Genomic DNA, 25,982 nt, shown 5'->3' with positions numbered 1-25,982 from the left:
GAACTAAGCTGCCCGCACGGCCCTTTACTGGAGGTGCGGATGCGTCGCCCTGTCGCACGGAAGTTCGCTGTCCTCGCGGTCACCACCGCCGTCGTCTCGGTGGGAGCGGCCGCGCCGCCCGCTCCCCACGGCGAACGAGCCCCCCACACCCGCCCGGCCCCCAAGACGCCGGTGGCCGTCGGACACGGCGGCGCCGTCTCCAGCGTCGACGCCGACGCCACCGCCGTCGGCATCGAGGTCCTGCGGAAGGGCGGCAACGCCGTCGACGCCGCGGTGGCCACCGCCGCCGCGCTCGGCGTCACCGAGCCCTACTCGGCCGGCATCGGCGGTGGCGGTTACTTCGTCTACTACGACGCCCGGTCGCGCACCGTGCACACCCTGGACGGCCGCGAGACCGCCCCGCTCACCGCCGACTCCGGCCTCTTCCTGGAGAACGGCGCACCGATCCCGTTCGCCGAGGCGGTCAGCAGCGGACTCGCCGTCGGCACCCCCGGCACCCCCGCCACCTGGCAGCGCGCCCTCGACACGTGGGGCAGGAGAAGCCTCGCCACGGTCCTCAGGCCCGCCGAACGCCTCGCCCGTGACGGCTTCACCGTCGACGAGACGTTCCGCGCGCAGACCGCCGCCAACGAGGCCCGCTTCCGGTACTTCCCCGACACCGCCGAGCTGTTCCTGCCGGGCGGCGAACTCCCCGCCGTCGGCTCCACCTTCAAGAACCCCGACCTGGCCCGCACCTACCGCGAGCTGAGCCGCGAGGGCGCCGACGCCCTCTACCGGGGCGGCATCGCCCGCGACATCGTGAACACGGTCGGCAAGCCGCCCGTGGACCCGGCGTCCGGTTGGAACGCCCGCCCCGGCGACCTGTCCCTGCGCGACCTCGCCGCCTACCGCACGAAGTCCCAGCCGCCGGCGAAGACCTCCTACCGCGGCCTCGACGTCTACTCCATGGCGCCGTCGTCCTCCGGCGGCACGACGGTCGGCGAGGCCCTCAACATCCTGGAGCGCACCGACCTGTCGAGGGCGAGCGACACGCGCTACCTGCACCGCTTCATCGAGGCGAGCCGGATCGCGTTCGCCGACCGGGGCCGCTGGGTCGGCGACCCCGCCTTCGAGGACGTGCCGACCGAGGAACTGCTGTCGCAGCGGTTCGCGGACTCCCGCGCCTGCCTGATCGAGGACGACGCCGTCCTCACCAGCCCGCTCGCCCCCGGCGACCCCCGCGACCCGAAGCCGTGCGCGAAGGGCGGCACGGCCGCGCCGACGACGTACGAGGGTGAGAGCACCACGCATCTGACCACCGCCGACCGGTGGGGCAACGTCGTCTCCTACACGCTCACCATCGAGCAGACCGGCGGCAGCGGCATCACCGTGCCCGGACGCGGGTTCCTGCTCAACAACGAGCTGACGGACTTCTCCTTCGCCCCGGCGAACCCTGCCGTGCACGACCCGAACCTGCCCGGCCCCGGCAAGCGGCCCCGCTCGTCCATGGCGCCGACGATCGTGCTCGACCGGCACGACCGGCCGGTGGTGGCGCTCGGCTCACCCGGCGGCGCGACCATCATCACCACCGTGCTGCAGACCCTCACCGGCTTCCTCGACCGGGGCCTGCCCCTCGTCGACGCGATCGCCGCGCCGCGCGCCAGCCAGCGCAACGCCGCCCGGACCGAACTCGAACCGGGCCTGTACGACAGCGGACTGAGGCAGCGCCTGGAAGCCATCGGGCACTCCTTCCGGGAGAACCCGGAGATCGGCGCGACCACCGGCGTGCAGCGGCTGCCCGGCGGCGCCTGGCTCGCCGCGGCGGAGAAGACCCGCAGGGGCGGCGGCTCGGCGATGGTCGTCCACCCGGAGCGGTAGCCGTCCACCCGGAGCGGTAGCCGTCCACCCGGAGCGGTGGTCAGGTCCACCCGGAGCGATGGCCGGTCACAACCGTCGGCCCGGCACCCCCCCCCGCGAGGGGCGCCGGGCCGAGCCGTGCGAGCTGTCACAGCTCCGGCGTCGGCGTCTCCCGCGTGCGGAACGTCAGGCGTCCGTCCTGCGTGTCCACCGTCACCCGGCCGCCCTCCTTCACCTGGCCGTCCAGCAGCAGCCGGGACAGCTGGTTGTCCACCTCCCGCTGGATGGTGCGGCGCAACGGGCGGGCGCCGTACTCCGGTTCGTAGCCGCGTTCGGCGAGCCAGTCCACGGCCGCGTCGGTGAAGTCGGCGGTGATGCCCTGCCCCTTCAGCCGGCGGCGGGTGCTCTCCAGCAGCAGGTCGGTGATCTGCCGCAGTTCCCCCGCGGTGAGCTGGCGGAACACCACGATCTCGTCGATCCGGTTGAGGAACTCGGGCCGGAAGTGCTCCCGCAGCGGCCGCAGGATCTGCTCCCGCCGCGCCTCCTCGTCGGCCTCCGCGCCGCCCGTCGCGAAGCCCAGGGTGGCGCCGCGCCGGGTGATGGCCTCGGAACCGAGGTTGCTGGTCATCACGATGACGCTGTTGGAGAAGTCCACCGTGCGGCCCTGCGAGTCGGTCAGCCGGCCGTCGTCCAGCACCTGCAGCAGGATGTTGAAAACGTCCGGGTGCGCCTTCTCCACCTCGTCGAGCAGCAGCAGCGAGTACGGGTGCCGGCGCACCACCTCGGTGAGCTGCCCGGCCTCCTCGTGACCCACGTAGCCGGGCGGGGCGCCCACCAGACGGCTCACCGTGTGCCGCTCCTGGTACTCGCTCATGTCGAGCCGCACCATCCGGTCCTCGCTGCCGAACAGCGCCTCGGCGAGCGCCCGCGCCAGCTCCGTCTTTCCGACGCCCGTCGGGCCGAGGAACAGGAAGCTGCCGATCGGCCGGTCCGGGCTGGACAGGCCCGCGCGGGAGCGCAGCACGGCGTCCGAGACGACCCGTACGGCCTCTTCCTGGCCCACCACCCGCTGGTGCAGGTGCTGCTCCAGGCCCAGCAGACGGTCCTTCTCCTCCTCGGTGAGCCGGCTGACCGGGATGCCCGTCTGCCGGGCCACCACCTCGGCGATCGCCTCGGCGTCCACCCACAGGCTCTGGCCCTCGTCGACCTCGTCGCCGCCGCCGGCCTGCGCGATGCGCTCCTTCAGCTCCGTGATGCGGTCCCGCAGCCGCATGGCCTGTTCGTACTGCTCGTCCGCGACCGCCTGGTCCTTGTCGCAGGTCAGCTGCTCGACCTCACGCTCCATCGCGCGGACGTCGGTGCCCTTGGTGCGCGCCCGCAGCCGCACCCGGGCGCCCGCCTGGTCGATGAGGTCGATCGCCTTGTCCGGCAGCCGCCGCTCGCTGAGATAGCGGTCGGACAGCTCCACGGCCGCCACCAGCGCCTCGTCGGTGTAGCGGACCTGGTGGTGCGCCTCGTAGCGGTCGCGCAGGCCGCGCAGGATCTCGACCGTGTCCGAGGGCGTCGGCTCCGGCACCATGATCGGCTGGAAGCGGCGGGCCAGGGCCGCGTCCTTCTCGATCCGCCGGTACTCCTCCAGGGTCGTCGCGCCGACGATGTTCAGCTCGCCGCGCGCCAGGGCCGGCTTGAGGATGTTGCCCGCGTCCATGGAGCCGCCCTCGCCGCCTCCTCCCGCGCCGACCACGGTGTGCAGCTCGTCGATGAAGACGATCAGCTGGTCGGAGTGGGCGCGGATCTCGTCGACGAGGTTGTTCATCCGCTCCTCGAAGTCGCCCCGGTACCGGGTGCCGGCGACCACGCCGGTCAGGTCCAGGGCGACCACGCGGCGGCCGAGCAGGATGTCGGGCACGTCCCCCTCGGCGATCCGCTCGGCCAGTCCTTCCACCACGGCGGTCTTGCCGACCCCCGCGTCGCCGATCAGCACCGGGTTGTTCTTGCCGCGCCGGGACAGCACCTCGACGGTCTGCTCGATCTCCGTGTCCCGCCCGATCACCGGGTCGATCCGGCCCTCCCGGGCCAGCTCGGTGAGATCACGGCCGTACTTGTCCAGCGTCGGCGTGCCCGTCGCGGGCCGGGGGCGCTCGGTGCGGGGCTGCTGGGCCTCCGGCGCCTCCGGCGGGCCGGACGGGGCGAAACGGGCCGCGTTGAGGATGTGCCCGGCCGCCGAGTCGGGATTGGCGGCGAGGGCGCTGAGCACGTGCTCCGGGCCGATGTAACCGGCGCCGCTCGCCCGGGCCATCTCGTGCGCGTCCAGCAGCGCCCGTTTGACGGCGGGCGTCAGGGACAGCGAGGTCGGCGGCGGGGCCTCGCCGGGAGGGTGCTGCACGGGTCCCGACCGGTCGTCGATCTGGGACGCCAGCGAGTCCGGGTCCGCGCCCGCGCGGCTGAGCAGACTCCGGGTCGGCTCGGCGGAGAGGGCGGCGCGCAGCAGGTGCTGGGTGTCCAGGTCACGGCTGCCGTGCTCGGCCGCGTACTGGGCGGCGCCGCGCACGAGTTCCCGGGCGGGCTGGCTGAGAAGCCTGCCGATGTCGATCTGACGGGGGCGCTGCCCGCCGAAGAAGCGGGCGAGGAATTCTGCGAACGGGTCACCCTCCGGGCCGACGAAACCACTCGTCATCGTCATCCGTTCCTTCGCTGGGTCGACGTGCCGGGGCCGGGTAACCCGGGCGGGGCGCGCTCATGCCCACGATGACACGATCGGTCGAGGCGGGCATGTCCAGATCCGCGGTGTCCGGGCACGCCCGGCGGGGCGGCACCGGGCGCGGGCGGCCGCCGCGAGGGGGTGCCGCCCGCACCGGGGCGTCCGTGGCCCGGGGAGCGCCGCCGTCCGGCTCCGTCCCAGTCCGTCGAGGGGTGGCGGGGCGTCTCCCAGGGGTGCGGGCGCCCTTGCCGTGCGAGCCCTTCGCCGCCGGAGGGGCGTGGCACGGCGCGCATCGGTGCCGGAGCCCGCCTCAGTTCCGCGCCGTCAGCACCCGGGGGCCCGCCTCCGTGATGGCGACCGTGTGCTCGACGTGGGCCGCGCGGCTGCCGTCGGTCGTGCGGAGGGTCCAGCCGTCCGGGTCGGTGCGGTAGGTGTCCCGGCCGCCCGCGATCAGCATCGGCTCGATCGCCAGGACCATGCCGTGCCGCAGCGGCATCCCGCGGCCCGGCCGGCCCTCGTTCGGCACGGGCGGGTCCTCGTGCATGCGCCGGCCGATGCCGTGGCCGCCGAAGTCCTCCATGATCCCGTAGCCCGCGCCCCGGCACACCGTGCCGATGGCGTGCGCGATGTCGCCCATGCGGTTGCCGACCACCGCCGCCTCCGTGCCGGCCGCGAGCGCCCGCTCGGCCGTCTCGATCAGCCGGGCGTCCGCCGGACGCGCGGAGCCCACGACGAAACTGATCGCCGAGTCGCCCGCCCAGCCGCCCAGGTGGGCGCCGCAGTCGATGGACACGAGGTCCCCGTCGCGCAGCCGGTACCCGTTCGGGATGCCGTGCACGATCGCGTCGTTGACCGACGCGCAGATGACGGCGGGGAACGGGGTCGGCGCGAACGAGGGCCGGTACCCCAGGAACGGCGACGTCGCGCCCGCCGCGCTCAGCGCCTCCCTCGCCACCTCGTCCAGCTCCAGCAGGGAAACGCCCACGTCAGCGGCCTTCCGTACGGCCGTCAGCGCGTTCGCGACGACCTGGCCGGTCTCGTACATGGCATCGATCGATGCGTCGGTCTTCAGCTCCACCATGCCAATTACTATACCGGTATTAGAATGGGTGTCATGGTGCGCACCCCCTTGACCCCGGAAGAGCGCGAACGCGGTGAGCGGCTCGGCAGGCTGCTGCGCGAGGCGCGCGGAGCCCGCAGCATGGCGGACGTCGCCGCGAGCGCCGGCATCTCCCCGGAGACGCTCCGCAAGATCGAGACGGGGCGGGCGCCGACCCCCGCGTTCTTCACCGTGGCCGCGCTGGCCGGGACGCTCGGGCTGTCGATGGACGAGCTGATCGGGCGCTGCGCGCCGGAGACGCCGGACGTGCCGGACACCGCGGACGCGTCGATCGCGGCCTGAGCGGGGCGGGTCGGGCCGGTGCCGGCCGGCGCCCTGCCGGAGGACTCACCGGAGCGTCACCGTGCCCCACCCGGGTGCTGTCCACGGAATCGAGCACTCCGAGGGCCGGCGGGAGTCGGCCACGGCTGCGGAACAACTGCCGGAAGGTCCGGCGGCGGGTCTCGCGGCAGGGAGTCGTCCGGCCGACGGGGCCGGGCACGCCGCCCTCGCGCCGGCGGACGGCTCCCGCCGCCGCGAGCTGCGGGCTCCGTTCGGCGCCCGTGTCCGGACGCGCACCCCGCGGGACGCCGCCCGCGCGGCGGCACCGGACCCGGACGGCTGGCGCCGTCGCCGCTGACGGCCGCCGGGCCGTGTCGGCGGAGCGGCGCCGGGACGCGCCGCACGCCCCGCGCGCCGCACGCCCCGCGGGCCCGGCCGCCTGACCGGGGGCCGGTGGCCGGCCGCGCTCGCCCACAGGGGTGTCAATCACGATCGACTCCACGGGCCGTACGACGATGGTCTTGGCAAGGCCGCCCGGGAGGCTTACGTTCGTCCCTCTATGGCCGTTTCCCCGGGCGTAGAGGCGCTGACGTCGCGTCGAAGGAGCAGCAGCTCATGCCCAACGTCGTAACAGCCGCCCTGGTCCAGGCGACCTGGACCGGCGACACCGAGTCCATGCTGGCGAAACACGAGGAGCACGCCCGCGAGGCGGCCCGGCGGGGCGCGAAGGTCATCGGGTTCCAGGAGGTGTTCAACGCCCCCTACTTCTGCCAGGTCCAGGACGCCGAGCACTACCGCTGGGCCGAGGAGGTCCCGGACGGCCCGACCGTCCGCCGGATGCGGGACCTGGCCCGCGAGACCGGCATGGTCGTCGTCGCCCCCGTCTTCGAGGTCGAGCAGTCCGGTCACTACTACAACACCGCCGCCGTGATCGACGCCGACGGCACCTACCTCGGCAAGTACCGCAAACACCACATCCCGCAGGTCAAGGGCTTCTGGGAGAAGTTCTACTTCCGCCCGGGCAACCTCGGCTGGCCCGTCTTCGACACCGCCGTCGGCAAGGTCGGCGTCTACATCTGCTACGACCGCCACTTCCCCGAGGGCTGGCGGCAACTCGGCCTCAACGGCGCCCAGTTGGTCTACAACCCGTCGGCCACGCACCGCGGTCTGTCGGCGTACCTGTGGCAGCTGGAACAGCCGGCGGCGGCCGTCGCCAACGAGTACTTCGTCGCCGCCATCAACCGCGTGGGCGTCGAGGAGTACGGCGACAACGACTTCTACGGCACCAGCTACTTCGTCGACCCGCGCGGGCGGTTCGTCGGCGACGTCGCCAGCGGCAGCGAGGAGGAACTGGTGGTCCGGGACCTCGACTTCGGCCTCATCGACGAGGTGCGGCAGCAGTGGGCCTTCTACCGCGACCGCCGCCCCGACGCCTACGAGGGGCTGGTGCGCCCGTGACCGACGACCTGCTCGGCCGCCACCGCGCCGTGCTGCCCGACTGGCTCGCCCTCTACTACGACGAGCCCCTCGAGATCACCCACGGCGAGGGACGCCACGTCTGGGACGCCCGGGGCAACCGCTACCTGGACTTCTTCGGCGGCATCCTCACCACCATGACCGCCCACGCCCTGCCCGAGGTCGCCAAGGCGGTGACCGAACAGGCCGGGCGGATCATCCACTCCTCCACCCTCTACCTCAACCGGCCGATGGTGGACCTCGCCGAACGGATCGCCAAGCTCAGCGGCATCCCCGACGCCCGGGTCTTCTTCACCACCTCCGGCACCGAGGCCAACGACACCGCCCTGCTGCTCGCCACCACCCACCGGCGCAGCAACACGATCCTGGCGATGCGCAACAGCTACCACGGCCGCTCCTTCAGCGCGGTCGGCGTCACCGGCAACCGCGGCTGGTCCCCGACCTCCCTGTCCCCGCTGCAGACGCTGTACGTGCACGGCGGGGTGCGCACCCGGGGCCCGTTCGCCCACCTCGACGACTACGACTTCGTCGCCGCGTGCGTCGACGACCTCAAGGACCTCCTCGGCCACGCCCGCCCGCCCGCCGCGCTGATCGCCGAGCCGATCCAGGGCGTCGGCGGCTTCACCTCACCGCCCGACGGCCTCTACGCGGCGTTCCGCGAGGTGCTGCACGAGCGGGGCATCCTGTGGATCTCCGACGAGGTGCAGACCGGCTGGGGTCGCACCGGCGAGCACTTCTGGGGCTGGCAGGCGCACGGCCGCGGCGGACCGCCCGACATCCTGACCTTCGCCAAGGGCATCGGCAACGGCATGTCCATCGGCGGGGTCGTGGCCCGCGCCGAGATCATGAACTGCCTGGACGCCAACAGCATCTCCACGTTCGGCGGCACCCAGATCACCATGGCGGCGGGCCTCGCCAACCTCACCTACCTGCTGGAGCACGATCTCCAGGGCAACGCGCGCCGGGTCGGCGGCCTGCTCATCGAACGGCTGCGGGCCGCCGCCGCGCACGTCCCGGCCGTTCGGGAGGTGCGCGGACGCGGCCTGATGATCGGCATCGAGCTGACGAAGCCCGGCACCGACGAGGCCGACCCCGACGCCGTGTCCGCCGTTCTGGAGGCGGCCCGCGCCGGCGGCCTGCTCATCGGCAAGGGCGGCGGCCACGACACCAGCGCCCTGCGCATCGCCCCGCCGCTGTCCCTGAACGTCGCGGAGGCCGAGGAGGGCGCCGCGATCCTCGAGGATGCCCTGAGGAGCATCCAGTAGCCCGGCACCGACACGGCGGCGGCTGCCCGGCGCGTACCGCGGGACCCGCCTTCCGCAGGCCGAGGAGGTCCGGCGGAGGTCCTCCTCCCGCCCCGGCGACAGCGGCCGGCCCGGGGGCGCGGGGCCGTACCGACCCGCGGCTGCCGCCGCACGCGCGCGACAAGGCACGGAAGACGCGATCACGACAAGGCACGGAAGACCCGCACGGACCACCTCGAGGAGCGACCCGGACATGAGCACCCGCACAGTCATCCGCGGAGGACTCGTCATCACCGCCTCCGACGAGATCCACGCCGACGTCCTGATGGAGGACGGCCGCATCGCCGCCCTCGCCGCCTCCGGCACCCCGGCCGCCGAGGCGTTCACCGCCGAGCGGACCGTCGACGCCACCGGGAAGTACGTCATCCCGGGCGGCGTGGACGCGCACACCCACATGGAGCTGCCGTTCGGCGGCACCTTCGCCTCCGACACCTTCGAGACGGGCACCCGGGCCGCCGCCTGGGGCGGCACCACCACCGTCGTCGACTTCGCCGTGCAGAGCGTCGGGCACGGCCTGCGCGAGGGCCTGGACGCCTGGCACGCCAAGGCGGAGGGCAACTGCGCGATCGACTACGCCTTCCACATGATCGTCTCGGATGTCACCGACGAGACGCTGAAGGAGATGGACCTCCTCGTGGAGGAGGGCGTCACCTCGTTCAAACAGTTCATGGCCTACCCGGGGGTCTTCTACTCCGACGACGGCCAGATCCTGCGCGCCATGCAGCGCTCCGCCGACAACGGCGGGCTGATCATGATGCACGCCGAGAACGGCATCGCCATCGACGTCCTCGTCGCACAGGCCCTGGCCCGCGGCGAGACCGGCCCCCGCCACCACGGCGAGGTGCGCAAGGCCCTCCTGGAGGCCGAGGCCACCCACCGCGCCGTCCGGCTCGCCCAGGTCGCCGGCGCCCCGCTGTACGTCGTGCACGTCTCCGCCGCCGAGGCCGTCGCCGAACTGGCCCGCGCCCGCGACGACGGGCTGCCCGTCTTCGGGGAGACCTGCCCGCAGTACCTGTTCCTGTCCACCGACAACCTCGCCGAGCCGGACTTCGAGGGCGCCAAGTACGTGTGCAGCACGCCCCTGCGACCCAGGGAGCACCAGGCGGCGCTCTGGCGGGGCCTGCGCACCGACGACCTCCAGGTGGTCTCCACCGACCACTGCCCCTTCTGCTTCACCGGCCAGAAGGAGCTCGGCCGCGGCGACTTCTCCAAGATCCCCAACGGGCTGCCGGGCGTCGAGAACCGCATGGACCTCCTCCACCAGGCCGTCCTCGACGGACGCCTCACCCGCCGCCGCTGGATCGAGATCGCCTGCGCCGCCCCGGCCCGGATGTTCGGCCTGTACCCGAAGAAGGGCACCGTCGCGCCGGGCGCCGACGCCGACGTCGTGATCTACGACCCGGCGGCCGAGCAGGTCATCTCCGCCGACACCCACCACATGAACGTCGACTACTCGGCGTACGAGGGCAAGCGGGTCACCGGCCGCGTCGAGACCGTGTTCTCGCGCGGAGTCCCCGTCATCACCGACCGGGAGTACACCGGACGCGCCGGGCACGGCGTCTACACCCCGCGTTCCACCTGCCAGTACCTCACCTAGGAGCGGAGCGCATGGACTTCGGCCTCGTCCTGCAGACCGACCCGCCGGCCTCGCGGGTGATCAGCCTGATGCAGCGCGCCGAGCGCAACGGGTTCACCCACGGGTGGACCTTCGACTCGGCGGTGCTGTGGCAGGAACCCTTCGTCATCCACAGCCAGATCCTGGCCCGCACCACGACCCTCAGGGTCGGCCCGATGGTCACCAACCCGGGCACCCGCACCTGGGAGGTCACCGCCTCCACCTTCGCCACCCTCAACGACATGTACGGCAACCGCACCGTGTGCGGCATCGGCCGCGGCGACTCCGCGATGCGCGTCGCCGGACGCGAGCCCACCACCCTCGCCCGGCTCGGCGAGGCGATCGACGCGATCCGCGACCTCGCCGAGGGACGCGAGGCCGAGGTCGACGGACAGCGGCTGCGGCTGCCGTGGGTGCGCGACGGCGAACTGCCGGTCTGGACGGCCGCCTACGGCCCCAAGGCGCTCGCCCTCACCGGGCGGAAGGCCGACGGCTTCATCCTCCAGCTCGCCGACCCGTTCCTCACCGAGTGGATGGTGAAGGCCGTGCGGAACGCCGCCGCCGAGGCCGGCCGCGACCCCGACGCGCTCACCGTCTGCGTCGCCGCCCCCGCGTACGTCGGCGACGACCTGGCGCACGCCCGCGAGCAGTGCCGCTGGTTCGGCGGGATGGTCGGCAACCACGTCGCCGACCTGGTCGCCCGCTACGGCGAGCACTCCGGGATGGTCCCCGAGGCGCTCACCGACTACATCAAGGGCCGCCAGGGCTACGACTACAGCCACCACGGACGGGCCGGGAACCCGTCCACGGACTTCGTCCCCGACGAGATCGTGGACCGCTTCTGCCTGCTCGGCCCGCCCGAGGCGCACATCGAGAAGCTCCGTGCGCTGCGCGACCTGGGCGTCGGCCAGTTCGCGGTGTACGACATGCACGACGCGCAGGAGACGACGATCGACGCGTACGGCGCGGAGATCATCCCGGCGCTCGGCGGCTGAACCGGTCAGCGGGCGGTGCCGAAGTCCTGCGTCCAGTAGGTGCCGGACAGGCCGACGCCGATCTCCTCGAACGAGCAGTTGAGGATGTTCGCCTTGTGGCCGGGGCTGGTCATCCAGCCCTGCATCACCTGCTCGGGCGTGGAGTAACCGTGGGCGACGTTCTCGCCGTACGTGCTCCAGGCGTACCCGGCACGGGTGATGCGCTCACCGGGGTCGGACCCGTCCGAGCCGGTGTGCGACATGGCGCCGGTCGACGCCATGTCCTCGCTGTGCCGCTGCGCGGCCGTGTTCAGGGCGGCGTCGGCCGTCACCGGGGAGCAGCCGGCCTCGGCGCGCTCGGCGTTGACCAGCTCCACGACCCGGGCGACGGCGCCGGACGCCGTGGCGGTGGGCTTCGGCGCGGCGGTCGTGGGCTCGGGGGCGGCGGGGGCCGCCGTCGAGGGCTCCGGGGCGGCCGTGGTGGGCGCGGGAGCCGCCGTCGAGGGCTTCGGGGCGGCCGGGGTGGACTCCGGGGCGGCCGTGGTGGTGGAGGGGGCCGAGGTGGCCGGCCTGGTGGCCTGCTTCTCCGGCTGCCGTGAGGGCTTGCCGCCGTGGTGCTTGCCGCCGTGGTGCTCGCGGGCGTCCTTCGAGGGCCCGGCGGAGGCGCTGGGGGAGCCCGGCGCGACGGGCGTGGGGTCGCCGTGGTGCTTGCCGCTCCAGCGGCTGTACCAGCCGGGCCCGTCCCAGCGGTCCTCGCCGGCGGACGGCGCCGAGGTGGCGCGGTCCTCCCGCTGTCCGCCGTCCGGCCAGTCGGTGCAGGCCATGGCGACCGAGGGTATGCCTATGACGCCGACGACGACCGCGGCGACGACCGTCCGCCGGTACTGCTGCTGATGGCGATGCTTTCCCATACGTGACCTCACCCCTGGTGTGCGGAGGCTGGTCATTCTTGGGACGGCCCGGCGCGGAGCGCAAAGGGCTCATGTACTACCCGGCCTCGTAGTCCCCTGGGGGTCTTGCGACGGGCGGGGGAGCGTGCCGGGCGGTCCGTGCGGGGCCGCCCGGACCGTCTGCCGCCGCGTCAGAAAGCGGCGCGCGGCGACGAAGCGGGGGACCCCGGGTCCCGGCCGGCCCGCCGTCCGTGCGGGCCCGGTGCACTTTCCCGTCAAGCCGGACAAGTCCCCCATGTCGCCGCCGCCGCGTCTACTAAGCGACCCGGTCAGATCGCCTGCCCGCTGTGACAGATGTCACGGAACCATCGGTTCCGGATCAGCCCTGCGTCTTCTGCAGCGCGGCCACCGCTTCCTTGGCGGCCTTGATCGCGCCCTTGTTGATCTCGCCCGCGTCCGGCGCCTTCTTCGACTCGAAGTCGCTGCCGTTGTACGTGACGATCACCAGCGCGTTGGCGGTCCGCGCCACCACGACGCCCTCACGCGTCTCCTGCCCGTCCTCGGTGGTGAGGTTCACGACCGAGTACGCCGCGTCCCCGACCCCCGGGACGGCGCCCCCGCCGCTCTTCTCCTCCAGCCGCCCGTCGTACGACTGCTCCGCGGCCTCGTCGGTGTCCAGCACCTCGAAGGACACGTCGAGCCAGCGGTACTCGTATTCCTCGAGGGCGTTCCACGAGCAGGTACGGCGCAGGCCGGAGTCCGTGGACGGTATCTCCTTGCCGGCCGTCTTGGCGCCCGGCACAAGGGACTTGACGGTCCTGGCGGACAGCGCGTCGCACGGCGCGGGCGCCGCGGCGTACGTCTTCACCGCCTGCGTCTCGGACGGGGCGGTGGGGGACTGCGTGGCGGTCTTCTCGGCCGGCTTCTTCTCGGAGGCCTCGGGTGCGGCCGACGGACCGGAGGACAGCGCCCATCCGGCCGCGGCGAGGACGATCACCGGGGACAGACGGGCGGTCAGGGCGATCGGCAGAGGAAAGGAACGCACGGCGCACTTCTCGTGAGGGACGGTGCGGAAGGGGTCCGCACTGCGGACGGGACGCCAGTGTCACACGCTTCGTCAGGGTGCGGAAGGGCTCAACTCGCTCCGTAGGCGCGTGGTGACGGGGCGGTTCCGCATCGGTGGCCGCTTGCCGCTTTTCCTCTGCGAATAGGGGGATTTGAGCGTCAGGACACCCGGGCGACCCATTCCGGTCGATGACCGCCCGCGCGGCGGACCGGTCCGCCGCGCGAGACGGGCCCACCCGCTTCTCCGCGCTCCTGGTGCCCTCGTCGGACAGCCCCTCCCCGCCGATGCGCGGCGCCTCGAGCATCTTGTCCGCGCCGACGTCGTACGACGTCGTCACGTGGTGCGGCGCCGCGCCGGGGCCGTCGCGCGGGCCCGCGACCGTGCCCTGCCGTGTGCGAGGCGGCACCCGGCGGGGCACGGCGTTCACGGCACGCGTGCGGTCCACTCCTCGGTCGCGAACTTCGTCCGCACCAGTTCCTCCGCGCGGGCCATCTCCTCCGCCGTGACCTCGCCGGTGGTCAGCCCGTAGCGGTTGCGGAAGGAGGCGATCATGTTCTCGATGACCTGCTCCCGCGCGAGGCCCGTCTGCCGGCGGAGCGGGTCGACACGCTTCTTTGCGCTCCTGGTGCCCTTGTCGGACATCTTCTCCTTGCCGATGCGCAGCACCTCGAGCATCTTGTCGGCGTCGATGTCGTAGGACATCGTCACGTGGTGGAGGACGGCTCCAGGACCGCCCTCGGGGCCCACCACGCGCTTCTGGGCCGCACCGGCGATCTTGCCGGCCTCGGTGGCGATGTCGTTCAGGGGCTGGTACCAGGCCTTGATGCCCATGTCGCCGAGCGCACCGAGCACCCAGTCGTCGAGGTAGGCGTAGCTGTCCGCGAAGGAGAGGCCCGAGACCAGGGACTCCGGCACGGACAGGGAGTACGTGATCGTGCTCATGGGCTCCACGAACATGGCCCCACCGCCGGAAATGCGGCGGACCACGGTCATCCCGTGCTTCGCGGCCCCTTCGGGGTCCACCTCGTTCCGCAGGGACTGGAAGCTGCCGATCACCACGGCGGGCGAGGCCCACTCCCACACCCGCAGGGTCGGGGCTCGCCGCCCGGCGGCCACCTCGGCGGTGATCACCTCGTCCAGCGCCATGTGCAGGGCCGGCGCCTGCGGCTCCCCGTGCACCAGCTGCCAGTCGTAGTCGCTCCACTCGGTCGCGTGGGCCAGAGCGCGCCGCACGGCGATGCCGACGCCCTCTGCCGTCAGCCCGAACATCACGGTCGACTCCGGCAGCGCCGCCGTGATCCGGGCGGCCAGCCCTGCGGCGTCCGTCGACGAGGACGACCCCTCAAGGGCCGCGTTGATCGCGAGGATCGCTTCGTCCGGCTCCAGGAAGAAGTCCCCGGCGACCCGTACGTTGCGCAGGACACCGTCCTCGACATCCAGATCCACGACGACCAGCTTGCCGCCGGGCACCTTGTACTCGCCATGCACGGCTTCGTTCCCTTCCCGTGCGCTGCACGTGTCCTGAGCCTGCCGCTCCGGTATGCGGACGGATGTGTACATCCTTCGGATCGCACCTTAATGCTCGCCTGTGGTGAACGGACGCGCAGGGCTTCGGCGCAGTTCGATGTCGTCCGTTCTGATCAGGTGACGCCGGGGCGGGGCGGGGCGGCGGAGCCGACGCCCACGGAGGTGCGGTCCGTGGGCGTCGTGCTCACGGCGATGCCCTGCCCCGCCGTGCCGTCCCGGGGCCGGGCCGTGCGGTGGAACGCGCCGCAGCCGGTCGTCGGCACCGGGCGGGACGGCTCCGCGGCGCGCGGGAGCGGGCGGATCACGGGCGGCGCGCGTGCGCGAAGCCCCGCCGGTGCCAGAGCAGGCCGCCCGCCCGGCCCGGGTCGCCGTCGACGCCGGCGACCCGGCCCACGAGGATCGTGTGGTCACCTCCTTCCAGCAGGTCGTGGCGCAGACAGCGCAGGGTCAGCGCCGCGTCGCGCAGCACCGGCGCCGGATGGGGGTCCGCCGCCAGTGCCATGCCGTCGAAGCGTTCCTCCAGCGGCCGGGTGAAGCCGGCGACGAGGTGCTCGTCGCCCGGCGCCAGGAGGTGGACGGTGAAGGCGTCGGCGCCGGTCAGGGCGTCGTGCGTACGGGAGCGCCGGTCCAGGCAGACGAGGAACAGCGGCGGGTCCAGGGACAGGGAGGCCACGGCGCTGGCCGTCAGACCGCGTGCCGCGCCCTGGTCGTCGTAGCAGGTGACGAGGGTGACGGGAGCGGCCATGGCCGACATCGCCGCGCGGAACGCCTCGGCCACCTCCCGCGCCGTGCCGTGGGCCGGCCGGCCGGCGAGCAGGGTCCCGGTCACCGGGCCGCCTCCAGCGGACGGGCGGCGCCCCGCAGCCAGCGCCCCGAGGGCCTGCCGGTGAACCCCTCGCGCAGGTCCCAGACGACCCGGCCGTCCTTCAGCGTGGTGGTGAAGCGGCCGGTGAACGTCCAGCCCTCGTACGCCGACCAGCCGCACAGCGACCGGACGTCGCGCGCCGAGAACTGCCAGCGCTCGTCCGGGTCCAGCAGGGCCAGGTCGGCGTCCGCGCCCGGCACCAGGCGTCCCTTGCCGGGCAGGTCGAAGAGCCGGGCGGGCCCGTCCCCCATGAGCCGGGCGAGGTGGGCGGCCGCCTCGTCCGGCGCGGTGTCCCGCATCCGCAGACCGGTCCACACGGCCGTGGCCAGCTCCTGCACGCCGGGCAGTCCGGGCGGCGCCTCGGCCGGCGGGCGGTTCTTCTCCTCCACCGTGTGCGGAGCGTGGTCGCTGCCGATGGTGGCGGCCTCGCCCTCCAGCACCGCCCGCCACAGGCGCCGCTGGTCACGGCTGTCCCGGATGGCCGGCGAGAGCCGGGTGCGCGGGCCGCGCCGGGTGGTGTCGTCATGGGTGAACGACAGGTGGTGGCCGGTCACCTCGAAGGTGAGGGGCAGCCCTTCCGCGGCCGCCGCCGAGAGCAGGTCGGCCTCCTCCGCCGAGGACACGTGGAGGATGTGCGCCTTCGTGCCGTACTCGCGCACCAGGCGCACCACCCGGGCCACGGCGACGATGCCGCCGGAGCGCGGCCGGTGCGGCTCGTACTGGCCGTAGGAGTCCGGCCGGCCCAGGCCCGAACCCGCGTCGAGGAGGTCGAAGACGTGCTGGTCCTCGGCGTGCAGGACCAGCCGCACGCCACCGCGGGCCGCGGCGGCGAAGGCCCGGCGCAACTGCTCGCCGTCGCGGAAGACGACCGGCGCGGTGTGGTGGCCGGCCATGAAGACCTTCGCGGAGGTCGCGACGCGCGGGTCCACGTCAGCCAGGAGCTCGGGGCGGTCGGGGTCGGCCCCCAGGTGGAAGCGGTGGTCGACCCAGGAACGGCCGGCTATCAGGTCGGCCTTGTCCAGCAGGGCGGCCTCGTCCAGGGACGGCGGGCGGGTGTTGGGCATGTCGAGCACGGTGGTCACGCCCCCGACGAGGGCGGCCCGGCTGCCGTGCTCCCAGTCCTCCTTGTACTCCAGGCCGGGGACGCGGAAGTGGACGTGGGAGTCGATGAGGCCGGGGAGCACGTAACGGCCCCGGGCGTCCAGGCGCGGGCCGGCGGGCAGCGGCTCGCCGGGGGCGGGCAGGCCGGCCACGCGGCCGTCGCGGATCACGACGGCTCCTTCGCGGACGCCGTCGGGGGTGACGAGGCGGCCGCCTTCGACGATCAGGTCGGCGGGTGTGTCGGTCAGCTGTTCCATGTCAGGCTCACCAGTTCCTTGCAGAGGTCGTTGGTCGGGCCCATCAGCGCGACGGCGCGGACGTCGCGTCCGTAGCGGTTGATCTCGTGCGCGGCGACGTAGCCGGCCGAACCGAGCATCTGCTCGACGGCGGCGACGACCCGGTCGGCCGCGGCGGAGGCGAAGAGCTTGGAGTGCAGCGTCGCCATGCCGGGGTCGGCGGCGCTGCGCCGTCCGGCGCGTTCGACGACGGCACGGGCGGCCTCGACCTCGGTGGAGAGGTCCACCAGCCGGTGCCGGACGGCCTGCTGGACCAGCAGGCCGCGCCGCTCGGCGTGCGCGTGGGCGAGGTCGAGCGCGGCCTGGGCCAGGCCCACGGCGACGGCGCCGAGGGTGGCGCCGCTGTCGCGGACGCCGGCGATGATGGAGGCGGCGGCGCCCACCGGGCCGAGGCGGGCGGTGTCGGGGACGTGGCAGTCGTGCAAGGAGACGAAACCGGTCGCCGAGCCGCGCATGCCGGTCAGCCGCAGCGAAGTGTCCGGTTCCAGACCCGGGTTGTCGGCCTGGACCAGGAAGAACGTCTGCCCGGCGGCGCCGTATCCGGTCTCGGGGGCGGCGTCCGGCGCGGCGGACTCCGTCCGGGCCAGCACCAGGTAGACGTCCGCCACCCCGGCGCTGGTGGTGAAGGACTTGGCGCCGTCGAGGACCCAGCCGCCGTCGGGGGTGCGGCGGGCCGTCGTGGACAGCTGCTTCTTGTTCGCGCCCGCGCCGGTCTCGCTCCACGCGGAGGCGGCGAGCCAGTCGCCGTGCGCGAGCCGCGGCAGCAGCCGCTGCCGCAGGGCCGCGTCACCGTGCTCCAGGACGCGCCGGCTGACCGCGTAGTGCTGGAAGAGCATGATGGCGGCGGAGGCGTTGACGCGGGCCACCTGCTCGACCGCCGCGTTCAGCCCCTCCGCGTCGGTGCCCGCGCCCCCGTACTCGTAGGGCAGGGCCAGGCCGAGCAGTCCGCTGTCGCGCAGCAGGGCCACGGCCTCCAGGTCGGGCTCACCGCCGGCGTCGGCGGCTCGCGCGCACGCGGCGAGGCGTTCGCGCACCGGCGCGGTCAGCCCGCGGGCCGGCATCACGGGCGTCCTCCGGGGGAACAGCGGTGCGTCGGGCAGGGTCAGGCTGTCAGCGGAAGCCATGCCAACTCCTCGGGAACAGGGACGGGAACGATCTCTCCTCGGTAGTCGACCTGTTTCTCCGCGACGGAGATCCAGGCCAGCTCGCGGTTCCGCCGGTCGCCCTTCGTACGGGCCGAGACGCGGATCGTGGCGCCCGGTGTGCGCAGGGCGAGCGTGCCGCCCTCCGGCAGCCCGGTCTCACCGGCCAGCAGGTGGGGCACGGTCCCCTCGACCGCGGCGGCCGCCGCCAGGCAGGTGGCGCCGGTGAGCGCCACCGTGGGGTGCCAGGACGGCACGGAGACCGCGCGGACGGCGAGGGTGCCCTCGGCGTCCGGAAGCAGGGCGGCGACCTTGGGGAAGGCCCCGGCGGTGTCCCAGCCCCGCGCCACGCAGACCGCGTGGCGCAGCCGGGTCATCCTCTCGAAGAGGGCGGGGTCGTCGGCGAAGAGCGCGTCGACGGTGGGAGCGCCGAGCTCCGCGGCGTGCACGAAGATGTACGGGTTGCCCATGGACACCAGGGAGACGGGCACGACCCGCCCCTCGAAGTGGATGCCGACGACCGGCGCGCCGGTCAGGAGCAGCTCCTGCACCGGCCGGGGCGGTGAGCACAGGAAGTGGGCGGTGAAGCGGGTGCCCCCTTCGGAGGTCTCCTCGGTCTCGCACACGACGTTGTCGCCGTTGTTGAGCACGTTGACCCGGACCCGGCAGCCGGGCACGAGCGGCTGGATCATGCCGGTGCGGGCGGCGACCTCCACCGCGGCCAGGATGGAGTGGCCGCAGGAGCCGCGCAGGTCGAAGCTGTCGAGGCTGTCGGGCAGGGACTGCACGAACCGGTAGTCCAGGTCGAACAGCGGGTGCCGGGACGGCTGGACGAGCGCGTTCTTCAGGACGTCGCCGGCCCCGTGCGCGCTGAGGGTCTCCCGCAGCGCGGAGAGCCGGGCGAGCAGTTCGGGCTCGGTGTCGGGCAGGGCGCGTGCGTCCAGGACGGCGGTGGGGCAGGGCGTGCCGTGGGCCCTGGCCAGGCTGATGGTCATGCCGCCTCCTGCAGGACCGGGGCCGCAGCCGTCAGGGGGAGCCGGGCGCCCGCGGCGCCGAAGAACTCCTGGCGCCACAGCTGGTGGGACATCAGCGACCACAGGGCCAGGGCGACGGTGTCGTCGGGGCGTGCGGCCTGCTCGGCGAAGAGCGCCGCGACCCGCTCGGGCCGGATGCGGCCGTCGGCGCGGAGCGTCGCGGGGTCCAGGGCGTCCTGCGCCAGCGTCCACAGCCGCTGGCCGGGAACGAGCATCGCGGTGATCGGGAGCGTGAAGGGCTGCTTGGGCCGCTCCAGGACGCTGCGCGGGACGAGCCCCTCGGCGGCGCGGTAGAGGGCCCTCTTCACGCCCTGCCCGGGAACCAGCTTGTGGCTGTCGGACAGGGTGGCGGCGAAGCGCGTGACCGACGGCTGGCAGAACGGGAGTCGCACCTCCACCGAGCTCGCCATCGACAGGTGGTCGACGCGGCGCAGGTGGTAGGCGGGAAGGCGGTAGCGCTGCTCCACCGCGGTGATGCGCCGCAGACGGGTGCCGAGGTCCAGGCGCAGGGTCTGCGGGACGTCGGCCGGCACGGCCGGCTCCGCCGTCCGCACGGAGGCGGCGTACTCGTCGGTGTAGAGGCTCTCGCGCAGCGCCCGCGGCACGGCGGCGAGGTGGTCGAGATAGGCCCCGGCCCAGTCCTCCCCGTGGGCGGCGGCGACCGCCTGGGTCATCCGGCTGTAGCCGCCGAAGAGTTCGTCGGCCGCGTCGCCGGTGAGCGCGACCTTGAACCCGGCGTCGCGCACGGCGCGGAAGAGGGAGAACGTCGAGAGGGTGATGGGGTCGGCGTTGGGCTGCCCCAGGTGCCGTACGACGTCGGTCATCAGGTCGGGGAAGGTGGCCGGGTCGATCTCGACCTGGTGGTGGCGGGCGCCGACGCTGCGCGCGACCTCGGCGGCGTAGGCGCGTTCGTCGCTGGGCCAGGTGCCGGTGTAGGCGACGTTGAAGGTGTGCAGGGAGCCGGCGCCCTCGGAGGCGCGGAAGGCCTGTGCCGCGAGCGCGGTGACCAGGCTGGAGTCGAGGCCGCCCGAGGTGACGGCGGCGACGGGGGCGTCCGCCACCAGCAGCCGGGACACCTCGCGCGACAGCAGGTCGCGCAGCTGTGTGCCGGACTCCTCCAGCGTGCGGCCGGCGGCGGGGCGCAGGCCCTGTTCGTGGGCCATGGGCCGGTGCTTGATCCGCAGCCCGTCGCGGTGGTCGACGACGACGGTGGCGGCGGGCGGCAGGACCCTGACGCCGCGGAACATGGTCCGGTCGCCGAAGGGGGTCTTGGAGGTGAGGTAGGCGTCCAGGCCCGTCTCGTCCTCCTCGGCGGGCACCCCGGCGAAGCCGAGCAGGGCGGGCAGCTCGGAGGCGAAGTGCAGCCGTCCGGCGTTGCCCTCCCAGTGGTAGTACAGCGGCTTCATGCCCGCGTCGTCCGTGGCCAGGACCATGCGGGGAACGGAGCGCAGGTCCATGACGGCGACCGAGTACATGCCGTCGAGGTGCTCGGGGAACCGCTCGCCGTAGGTGGTGTACAGCGCCGGCAGGATCGATCCGTCGCAGTGGTCGTCGAAGTGGAAGCCGAGCCCGGTGAGGCGCTCGCGCAGCTCCTGGTGGTTGTAGATCTCCCCGTTGAAGACCACGGTGACGCGGCCCAGGCGGTAGGGCTGGGCCCCGCCCTCGGGGTCCATGATCGACAGGCGGTTGTTGCCGAGTGCCCAGTCGGCCCGGTGGGCGAAGCTCTGCGCGTCGGGGCCCCCGTGGTGCATCAGATCGGAGACGCGGCGCAGTTCGGCCTCTTCGGAGCGGACGTTGAAGGTTCCGTAGATGCGGCACATGTCGTGCTCACCTGACCTGGGAGGAGTGGCCGGCGGCCGAGTAGAGCGCCGGATCGGAAGGGCTGGGACCGCCGCAGGTCACGAAGCGGCGGGCGGTGGGGCCGGTGTGCGGGTTGCGCGCCCCGTGCAGGACGCCGGGGGCGGCGTACAGGACGTCGCCCGCCGCGACGTCGATCCAGCGGTCGCGCAGGTACATCTGGCCGACGCCCTCGAAGGCGATGAACGCCTCGTCGCTGTCGGGGTGGAGGTGGACGTTGAAGGTCTCGCCGGGCTGCTGGATGCCGCAGTGCAGGCACAGCCGGCCGCTGCCGGTGCCGGGCCAGAAGACGAAGTTCATGGTGGCGCGCTGCTCGGCGGCGCCGACCTGGCCGGTGCCGCCGAAGCCGCGCAGCTGGGTGGTCTCGTCCCACAGGGAGGAGTGCAGCGTCGGGTCGGCGCCGTTGACGGCGCCCGCGAGCGGGGTGCGCCAGACGTACGCCGTCAGCCCCTCCGCGCCGGCCGTGAGCGTCAGGGCGCGGCCGGTGGGGGCGTAGGCGGCGGAACCGCGCTCGACGGGACGGCTGTCGCCGCCGACGTCGGCCGTTCCGGACCCCGCGAAGACGACGGCGGTGTTCTCCTCGGCGGCGCTGTCGTCGGGAACGAAGGACTCGCCGGCGGCGACGCGGACGACGTGGAGGGTGACGTGGGTGGCGCCCGCGGCCGGGCTGACGGGCGTCGCCACGGTGGTGCGGGCGGTGGGGTCGGCGACGGGACGGAACTCCAGCTCGGCCGCGGTGATGATGCGGGCGTCGCCCAGTGCGGTGGCTGCGGTGGATGGGGACATGCCGGTGGCTGCTTCCTGTTCGAAGGCCGGTGCGGTGGCACCGGACTGCCGGTGGAGGGGAGAGGAACGGGGCGGAGCCGGCGGGACCCGGTGTGCGGTCACGCGGGTCCGCGGCGGCGGACTGCCGCCGGGGACGCGTCGAGTGCGGCCCGCGGCGTCGCGGGGTCCGCTCGCCGCCGTGACGCGGTGACGTCGCGGCGCACCCGGTCCGTCCGGCGCCGGGTGAGGGGCCGGACCCGCTCGGTGCGGTGGTGCGGTGGTGACGTGACGCCCGGCCGTCGGGGCGCTGCGGAGGGGCCGCGGGCCGTCTCCGCGGTGGTGACCGGGAGCGTGGTGCGACGGGTCCGCCGTCGCTCTCTCGCACTGCTGTGCAAGGTTCGCGCGGCGGATTCCCGGTCGTGTCCCGGGCCGCTCCCGGCCCGGGGGAGGGCGCGGGAACGGCACCGGTGCCGCATGAGGAAGGGGCCGGGAGCGGATGTTCCGCTCCCGGCCCCTCGACCGCACGGCGCGGCACGCCCCGCGTGGACGGGGCGCGCCGCGCCGTGCCGGGGGCCGCGTCCTGTCGCGGACCCCGTGGGACGGTGCCGGCTCAGCCGGTCTTCTGGGCGACGGCCGTCCGCGCCGGGGTGGCCGCGGGGGCGGGCGGCGCCTGGGTGCGGCGCAGCACGCGTCCCTCCGCCAGGGCGAGCGAGGCGATGACCACGGCCCCGCCCACCGGCACGTTCCAGGTGACGGCCTCCTGCAGGGCGACCGCGCCGACGACCACGGAGAAGACCGGGACGAGGTAGTTCACGCCCGAGGCGGTGGTCGGTCCCGCGTCCGCGATGAGCCGGTTCATCAGCACGAAGGCGATGCCCGTGGAGGCGCCCCCGAGCACGATCAGCGACAGCAGCGGCTTCACCGTCAGCTCGCCCGGAAGGTCCCAGCCGATGCCGAACGTGGTGACCAGACCGGTGATGACCATGGCGGAGGTGAGCTGCCCCGCGGTCACGGCCAGCGCCGGGATCTTGTACGGGGCGATGAAGCGGCGGACGTAGACGAAGCTGACGGCGTAGCTGACGGCGGCTCCGACGCAGGCCAGCTGGCCGCCCACGGAACCGAAGCCCTCGGCCCGCCAGGGCCCGACCACCACGACCAGGCCGAGGAAGCCGACGACCAGCCCGGTGACCTTGCGGGCCGTCGGCTTCTCCGTGCTGATGGCCAGGGCCGCGAGGCCCAGGGTGACCAGTGGCGTGGCGCCCTGGATGACGCCGGCGACGGTGGAGGTGGTGTGCTGCTCGCCCACGGCGAAGAGGGTGAACGGCACGACGTTGCCGAAGACGGAGGCGACCACGATGTGGCCCCAGGCCGCGCGGTCCGGAATGCCGCCCTTGGTCACGGCGAGGATCACCGCGACGACGAGCGCGCCCACGAGGAGCCGGCCGAAGGCGAGCTGGAGGGGGGCGAAGGCGTCCAGCGACACCTTGATGAAGGCGAAGCTGCACCCCCACAGGGCGGCCAGCAGCCCGAAACGGGCCCAGTTGAGAGGATGCATGTCGATGTGCTCCCAGGGGTGTCGAAGGGAAGGGGACGGTCGGTACGGGGGTGGGGCGCGGTCAGGGCTCGTCGACCTCGAACTGGTCGTACTTCTCCATGAGCGCCGTCAGCTCGGCCCGGGTCGGGGTGTTCCCGTCGGCCAGCAGCTCGCCCAGGCCGGTGAAGAAGCCCTCGCGGCTCTCGGCCGGGGTGAAGATGATGAGCATCTCCGCCGGGGCGTCGCTGTCGTTGCGGAAGCCGTGCACGGCGTTCTCCGGGACGTGCAGGAAGTCCCCGGTGCGGGCCGTGCGCCAGGCGGTCCCGTCGTGCACGGAGACCTCGCCGGAGAGGATGTAGAACGACTCGGCGATCTTGGTGTGGTAGTGCGGCGAGGCGCCGGCGGCACCGGGCAGCATGTGGTGGTGGAACACGCCGAGCCTGCCGCCGGTGGTCGCGGCGACCGCGATGAACCGCGTGGTCGTCGTCTCGCCGATGCGGACCTTGAAGGCCTCGCCGAACCTCTGCAGACTGGCCGCCAGGAGCGTCATGAGGTCACGTCCCACATGCTGAGGTAGCGCTCGCCGGTGTCCGGCAGGACGGTGACGACGGTCCGGTCCCGGTACTCGGGCCGGGCGGCCAGCAGCCGCGCCGCGTGGACGGCGGCGCCGGAGGAGACGCCCACGAACAGTCCCGCTCCCGAACCGAGCCGGCGGGCCGTGTCCAGCGCGTCGTCGTCGGAGACGGCGATCACCTCGTCGATCAGGGAGACGTCGGTGGTCGGCGCGACGAAACCGCCGTTGAGGCCCGGGATGCGGTGCCGGCCCGCGTGCCCGCGGGACAGCAGGGGGGAACCCGTCGGCTCGACGGCGACGATCCGCACGGACGCGTCCTGCTCGCGCAGGTGGCGGGCGACGCCGGTGAGGGTGCCGCCGGTGCCCACCGCGCACACGAGGGCGGCGGCACGGCGCCCCGTCGCGGTGAGGGCCGCCGTGATCTCCGGGCCCGTGGTGGCGTAGTGGGCCTCGACGTTGTCCTGGTTCTCGTGCTGGCAGGGGAACCAGGAGCCCGGGGAGGCCGCGTGGATCTCCTGGGCCTTCTCGATGGCCCCCGGATAGCCCAGGTCGGCGGGGGTGCGGACCACCTCGGCGCCCAGCGCCCGCAGGAGCCGGACCCGCTCGGTGGTCGCGTTGTCGGGCAGCACGATCACACAGCGGTAGCCGCGGGCGGCGGCCAGCGCGGCCAGCGAGATCCCGGTGTTGCCGGAGGTGGCCTCCACGATCGTGCCGCCCGGCGGCAGTTCGCCTCGCTCCTCGGCCGCCCTGAGCATGTACAGGGCCGCCCGGTCCTTGCTGGACGACATCGGGTTGGCCGCCTCCAGCTTGGCCAGGACCTCGGCGCCCGGCGCGAGGCCTTCGAGCCGCAGCCGGACCAGCGGGGTGGCTCCGACCAGGTCGTCGATGCCGTCGGCGACGGGCGGACGGGCCGGCAGGGTGCCGGGGACGGGGGATTCCAGGGTGCGCATGGCGTCATTCCTCATCTGGACGGGCGGGCGGCGGGGACGGGTGCTGTGCGCGGAGGGGACCACTCACCAGGAACCGGCCGAGGCGATGGTGGCGAAGACGTCCTCGGCGGGGGCCGGCGCGGTCCCGGAGGCGGTCGCCGCCAGCATCCGCGCCCCCTCGGGCACGTCCTTGTTGACCAGGGCCTGCGCGCCGATGACGGCGTCGTCCCCGACGGTCACCGGGCCCAGGACGGTGGCGTTGGTGCCCAGGACGACGTTGCGGCCGACGACCGGGTGCCGGCGCGCGCCCTCCGGCCGCCGGTTGTCGCTCCACCAGCCGACCGCGCCGAGCGTGACCTGGTGGTAGAGCGTCACGTCGTCACCGATCGTGCAGGTCTCGCCGATGACGACGGCGGCCCCGTGGTCGATGAACACCCGGCGGCCCAGGACCGCTCCGGGGTGGATCTCCACGGCCGTCAGCCGCCGGGCCCAGCGGGCCAGCAGCCGGGCGGTGATCCGGTGGCCCGCGGTGTGCAGGCGGTGGGCGACGCGGTGCGTCCACAGGGCGGTGAGGGCGGGGTGCAGCGCGGCCTCGGGGCGGTTGCGGACGGAGGGGTCGCGTGCGACCACGACGTCCAGGTCCTCGCGCATCAGACGGAGCAGACCGGCCCCGGACACGTCGGGCGGGGTGGCCGTGGGCCGCGGTGCGCGCGCGGCGGTTCTCGAAGGCGGCCGGAAAGGCAGGACAGAGGCGGGCTCCTTGGAAGGCATGCTCACGAGGGCTCCAGTCAGGGAGGCGGCGACCGTCGGCGACGGGGCCGGGCGGCGGCGTGTGCGGGGAGGCGGCGGCCTTCCGGGGAAGGAGGGGTCCGTGACGGCCGCCGGTTCGCTCAGGCTTCTCAGGAGAGCGTGCGCGCAGCCGTTCCCGTTCCCTTCCCCCACGGTTCCCGCCGTTCCCGCGGCGGGGCCGCCGCTGTTCCCCCGTTCCGGGAACGGCGGGGGAGCGGGACGGGAACGGCCGGCCGGACGATCCCGGTGAGACACCGGTTCCGTCACGCGCGGGCGCGATCCGCGGCCGTACGGTCCGGCGTCGCCGTTCCGTGAGGAACACACGA

22 protein-coding genes are annotated in these 25,982 nt (G+C 73.8%); 6 read left to right on the top strand and 16 right to left on the bottom strand.

Annotated features, from left to right (window positions below; translation table 11 throughout):
* Nucleotides 1-39: 39 nt before the first annotated feature.
* Nucleotides 40-1,857: a gamma-glutamyltransferase gene (gene ggt / locus C1708_RS05740; RefSeq protein ID WP_106411631.1), complete on the top strand. Its 1,818-nt coding sequence runs from the start codon at nucleotides 40-42 to the stop codon at nucleotides 1,855-1,857.
* Nucleotides 1,858-1,984: 127 nt separating this feature from the next.
* Here ggt and C1708_RS05735 read toward each other — a convergent pair whose 3' ends face one another.
* Together C1708_RS05735 and map are read right to left on the bottom strand one after the other, a co-directional pair.
* The gene (locus tag C1708_RS05735) at nucleotides 1,985-4,513 is read right to left on the bottom strand and encodes an ATP-dependent Clp protease ATP-binding subunit (RefSeq protein WP_106416170.1); all 2,529 of its coding nucleotides are present in this window, start codon (nucleotides 4,511-4,513) and stop codon (nucleotides 1,985-1,987) included.
* Between the two features lie 334 nt (nucleotides 4,514-4,847).
* Nucleotides 4,848-5,618 (bottom strand): type I methionyl aminopeptidase, encoded by a 771-nt coding sequence (gene map, locus C1708_RS05730; RefSeq protein ID WP_106411630.1) that lies wholly within the window; start codon nucleotides 5,616-5,618, stop codon nucleotides 4,848-4,850.
* 33 nt (nucleotides 5,619-5,651) lie between these two features.
* Between map and C1708_RS05725 the strand changes: the two genes are divergently transcribed.
* The 5 genes from C1708_RS05725 to C1708_RS05700 all read left to right on the top strand — a co-directional run bounded on the left by C1708_RS05725 (nucleotide 5,652) and on the right by C1708_RS05700 (nucleotide 11,308).
* Nucleotides 5,652-5,939 carry a helix-turn-helix domain-containing protein gene (locus C1708_RS05725; protein ID WP_106416169.1) on the top strand — a complete coding sequence of 96 codons (288 nt, stop codon included), beginning with the start codon at nucleotides 5,652-5,654 and terminating at the stop codon, nucleotides 5,937-5,939.
* A gap of 594 nt (nucleotides 5,940-6,533) precedes the next feature.
* Nucleotides 6,534-7,376: a nitrilase-related carbon-nitrogen hydrolase gene (locus C1708_RS05715; RefSeq protein WP_106411628.1), complete on the top strand. Its 843-nt coding sequence runs from the start codon at nucleotides 6,534-6,536 to the stop codon at nucleotides 7,374-7,376.
* On the top strand, nucleotides 7,373-8,659 hold the full coding sequence (locus C1708_RS05710; RefSeq protein WP_106411627.1) for an aspartate aminotransferase family protein: 1,287 nt from the start codon (nucleotides 7,373-7,375) through the stop codon (nucleotides 8,657-8,659). Before C1708_RS05715 ends, C1708_RS05710 begins: the two co-directional genes overlap by 4 nt.
* A gap of 232 nt (nucleotides 8,660-8,891) precedes the next feature.
* Nucleotides 8,892-10,295: a dihydropyrimidinase gene (hydA, locus tag C1708_RS05705; RefSeq protein WP_106411626.1), complete on the top strand. Its 1,404-nt coding sequence runs from the start codon at nucleotides 8,892-8,894 to the stop codon at nucleotides 10,293-10,295.
* Between the two features lie 11 nt (nucleotides 10,296-10,306).
* Nucleotides 10,307-11,308 (top strand): TIGR03842 family LLM class F420-dependent oxidoreductase, encoded by a 1,002-nt coding sequence (locus C1708_RS05700; protein ID WP_106411625.1) that lies wholly within the window; start codon nucleotides 10,307-10,309, stop codon nucleotides 11,306-11,308.
* Nucleotides 11,309-11,313: 5 nt separating this feature from the next.
* Here the strand turns inward: C1708_RS05700 and C1708_RS05695 are convergent, their stop codons facing one another.
* The 14 genes from C1708_RS05695 to epsC form a co-directional block, all read right to left on the bottom strand.
* Nucleotides 11,314-12,198: a CAP domain-containing protein gene (locus C1708_RS05695; RefSeq protein ID WP_106411624.1), complete on the bottom strand. Its 885-nt coding sequence runs from the start codon at nucleotides 12,196-12,198 to the stop codon at nucleotides 11,314-11,316.
* 358 nt (nucleotides 12,199-12,556) lie between these two features.
* Nucleotides 12,557-13,222, bottom strand: a complete 666-nt coding sequence (locus C1708_RS05690) for a hypothetical protein (protein ID WP_106411623.1) — start codon at nucleotides 13,220-13,222, stop codon at nucleotides 12,557-12,559.
* Nucleotides 13,223-13,666: 444 nt separating this feature from the next.
* A complete protein-coding gene (gene lplAB, locus C1708_RS05685; RefSeq protein ID WP_106411622.1) occupies nucleotides 13,667-14,731 on the bottom strand; it encodes a lipoate-protein ligase LplAB in 1,065 nt (354 codons plus the stop codon).
* Between the two features lie 152 nt (nucleotides 14,732-14,883).
* The gene (locus C1708_RS33710; RefSeq protein WP_133169052.1) at nucleotides 14,884-15,075 is read right to left on the bottom strand and encodes a hypothetical protein; all 192 of its coding nucleotides are present in this window, start codon (nucleotides 15,073-15,075) and stop codon (nucleotides 14,884-14,886) included.
* Complete coding sequence (locus tag C1708_RS05680; RefSeq protein WP_241911167.1) at nucleotides 15,072-15,599, bottom strand: flavin reductase family protein; 528 nt, start codon at nucleotides 15,597-15,599, stop codon at nucleotides 15,072-15,074. The genes C1708_RS33710 and C1708_RS05680 overlap by 4 nt, the downstream gene beginning before the upstream one ends.
* On the bottom strand, nucleotides 15,596-16,993 hold the full coding sequence (locus tag C1708_RS05675; RefSeq protein ID WP_106411621.1) for a dihydroorotase: 1,398 nt from the start codon (nucleotides 16,991-16,993) through the stop codon (nucleotides 15,596-15,598). The genes C1708_RS05680 and C1708_RS05675 overlap by 4 nt, the downstream gene beginning before the upstream one ends.
* Complete coding sequence (locus C1708_RS05670; RefSeq protein WP_106411620.1) at nucleotides 16,981-18,156, bottom strand: acyl-CoA dehydrogenase family protein; 1,176 nt, start codon at nucleotides 18,154-18,156, stop codon at nucleotides 16,981-16,983. The genes C1708_RS05675 and C1708_RS05670 overlap by 13 nt, the downstream gene beginning before the upstream one ends.
* A complete protein-coding gene (locus tag C1708_RS05665; protein ID WP_106416167.1) occupies nucleotides 18,135-19,169 on the bottom strand; it encodes a PrpF domain-containing protein in 1,035 nt (344 codons plus the stop codon). The genes C1708_RS05670 and C1708_RS05665 overlap by 22 nt, the downstream gene beginning before the upstream one ends.
* Nucleotides 19,166-21,028, bottom strand: a complete 1,863-nt coding sequence (asnB, locus tag C1708_RS05660; protein ID WP_106411619.1) for an asparagine synthase (glutamine-hydrolyzing) — start codon at nucleotides 21,026-21,028, stop codon at nucleotides 19,166-19,168. The genes C1708_RS05665 and asnB overlap by 4 nt, the downstream gene beginning before the upstream one ends.
* A gap of 7 nt (nucleotides 21,029-21,035) precedes the next feature.
* Nucleotides 21,036-21,851: a cupin domain-containing protein gene (locus C1708_RS05655; RefSeq protein ID WP_106411618.1), complete on the bottom strand. Its 816-nt coding sequence runs from the start codon at nucleotides 21,849-21,851 to the stop codon at nucleotides 21,036-21,038.
* Between the two features lie 589 nt (nucleotides 21,852-22,440).
* The gene (locus tag C1708_RS05650; protein WP_106411617.1) at nucleotides 22,441-23,385 is read right to left on the bottom strand and encodes a DMT family transporter; all 945 of its coding nucleotides are present in this window, start codon (nucleotides 23,383-23,385) and stop codon (nucleotides 22,441-22,443) included.
* A 61-nt stretch (nucleotides 23,386-23,446) separates the two neighbouring features.
* Nucleotides 23,447-23,914 (bottom strand): cupin domain-containing protein, encoded by a 468-nt coding sequence (locus C1708_RS05645; protein ID WP_106411616.1) that lies wholly within the window; start codon nucleotides 23,912-23,914, stop codon nucleotides 23,447-23,449.
* Complete coding sequence (locus tag C1708_RS05640) at nucleotides 23,911-24,888, bottom strand: PLP-dependent cysteine synthase family protein (protein WP_106411615.1); 978 nt, start codon at nucleotides 24,886-24,888, stop codon at nucleotides 23,911-23,913. The genes C1708_RS05645 and C1708_RS05640 overlap by 4 nt, the downstream gene beginning before the upstream one ends.
* A gap of 63 nt (nucleotides 24,889-24,951) precedes the next feature.
* Nucleotides 24,952-25,530 (bottom strand): serine O-acetyltransferase EpsC, encoded by a 579-nt coding sequence (gene epsC / locus C1708_RS05635; protein ID WP_106416166.1) that lies wholly within the window; start codon nucleotides 25,528-25,530, stop codon nucleotides 24,952-24,954.
* Nucleotides 25,531-25,982: the final 452 nt, after the last annotated feature.

The sequence above is a fragment of the Streptomyces sp. DH-12 genome, from assembly GCF_002899455.1.
In the GTDB taxonomy this organism is placed as follows: Bacteria; Actinomycetota; Actinomycetes; order Streptomycetales; family Streptomycetaceae; genus Streptomyces.
This window is presented reverse-complemented; position numbering and strand designations above follow the sequence as displayed.

Coding starts and splice junctions, on each gene's coding strand:
- ggt (WP_106411631.1), top strand. CDS start 40: ATGCGTCGCCCTGTCGCACGGAAGTTCGCTGTCCTCGCGGTCACCACC.
- C1708_RS05735 (WP_106416170.1), bottom strand. CDS start 4,513: ATGACGAGTGGTTTCGTCGGCCCGGAGGGTGACCCGTTCGCAGAATTC.
- map (WP_106411630.1), bottom strand. CDS start 5,618: ATGGTGGAGCTGAAGACCGACGCATCGATCGATGCCATGTACGAGACC.
- C1708_RS05725 (WP_106416169.1), top strand. CDS start 5,652: ATGGTGCGCACCCCCTTGACCCCGGAAGAGCGCGAACGCGGTGAGCGG.
- C1708_RS05715 (WP_106411628.1), top strand. CDS start 6,534: ATGCCCAACGTCGTAACAGCCGCCCTGGTCCAGGCGACCTGGACCGGC.
- hydA (WP_106411626.1), top strand. CDS start 8,892: ATGAGCACCCGCACAGTCATCCGCGGAGGACTCGTCATCACCGCCTCC.
- C1708_RS05700 (WP_106411625.1), top strand. CDS start 10,307: ATGGACTTCGGCCTCGTCCTGCAGACCGACCCGCCGGCCTCGCGGGTG.
- C1708_RS05695 (WP_106411624.1), bottom strand. CDS start 12,198: ATGGGAAAGCATCGCCATCAGCAGCAGTACCGGCGGACGGTCGTCGCC.
- C1708_RS05675 (WP_106411621.1), bottom strand. CDS start 16,993: ATGGAACAGCTGACCGACACACCCGCCGACCTGATCGTCGAAGGCGGC.
- C1708_RS05670 (WP_106411620.1), bottom strand. CDS start 18,156: ATGGCTTCCGCTGACAGCCTGACCCTGCCCGACGCACCGCTGTTCCCC.
- C1708_RS05665 (WP_106416167.1), bottom strand. CDS start 19,169: ATGACCATCAGCCTGGCCAGGGCCCACGGCACGCCCTGCCCCACCGCC.
- asnB (WP_106411619.1), bottom strand. CDS start 21,028: ATGTGCCGCATCTACGGAACCTTCAACGTCCGCTCCGAAGAGGCCGAA.
- C1708_RS05655 (WP_106411618.1), bottom strand. CDS start 21,851: ATGTCCCCATCCACCGCAGCCACCGCACTGGGCGACGCCCGCATCATC.
- C1708_RS05650 (WP_106411617.1), bottom strand. CDS start 23,385: ATGCATCCTCTCAACTGGGCCCGTTTCGGGCTGCTGGCCGCCCTGTGG.
- C1708_RS05645 (WP_106411616.1), bottom strand. CDS start 23,914: ATGACGCTCCTGGCGGCCAGTCTGCAGAGGTTCGGCGAGGCCTTCAAG.
- C1708_RS05640 (WP_106411615.1), bottom strand. CDS start 24,888: ATGCGCACCCTGGAATCCCCCGTCCCCGGCACCCTGCCGGCCCGTCCG.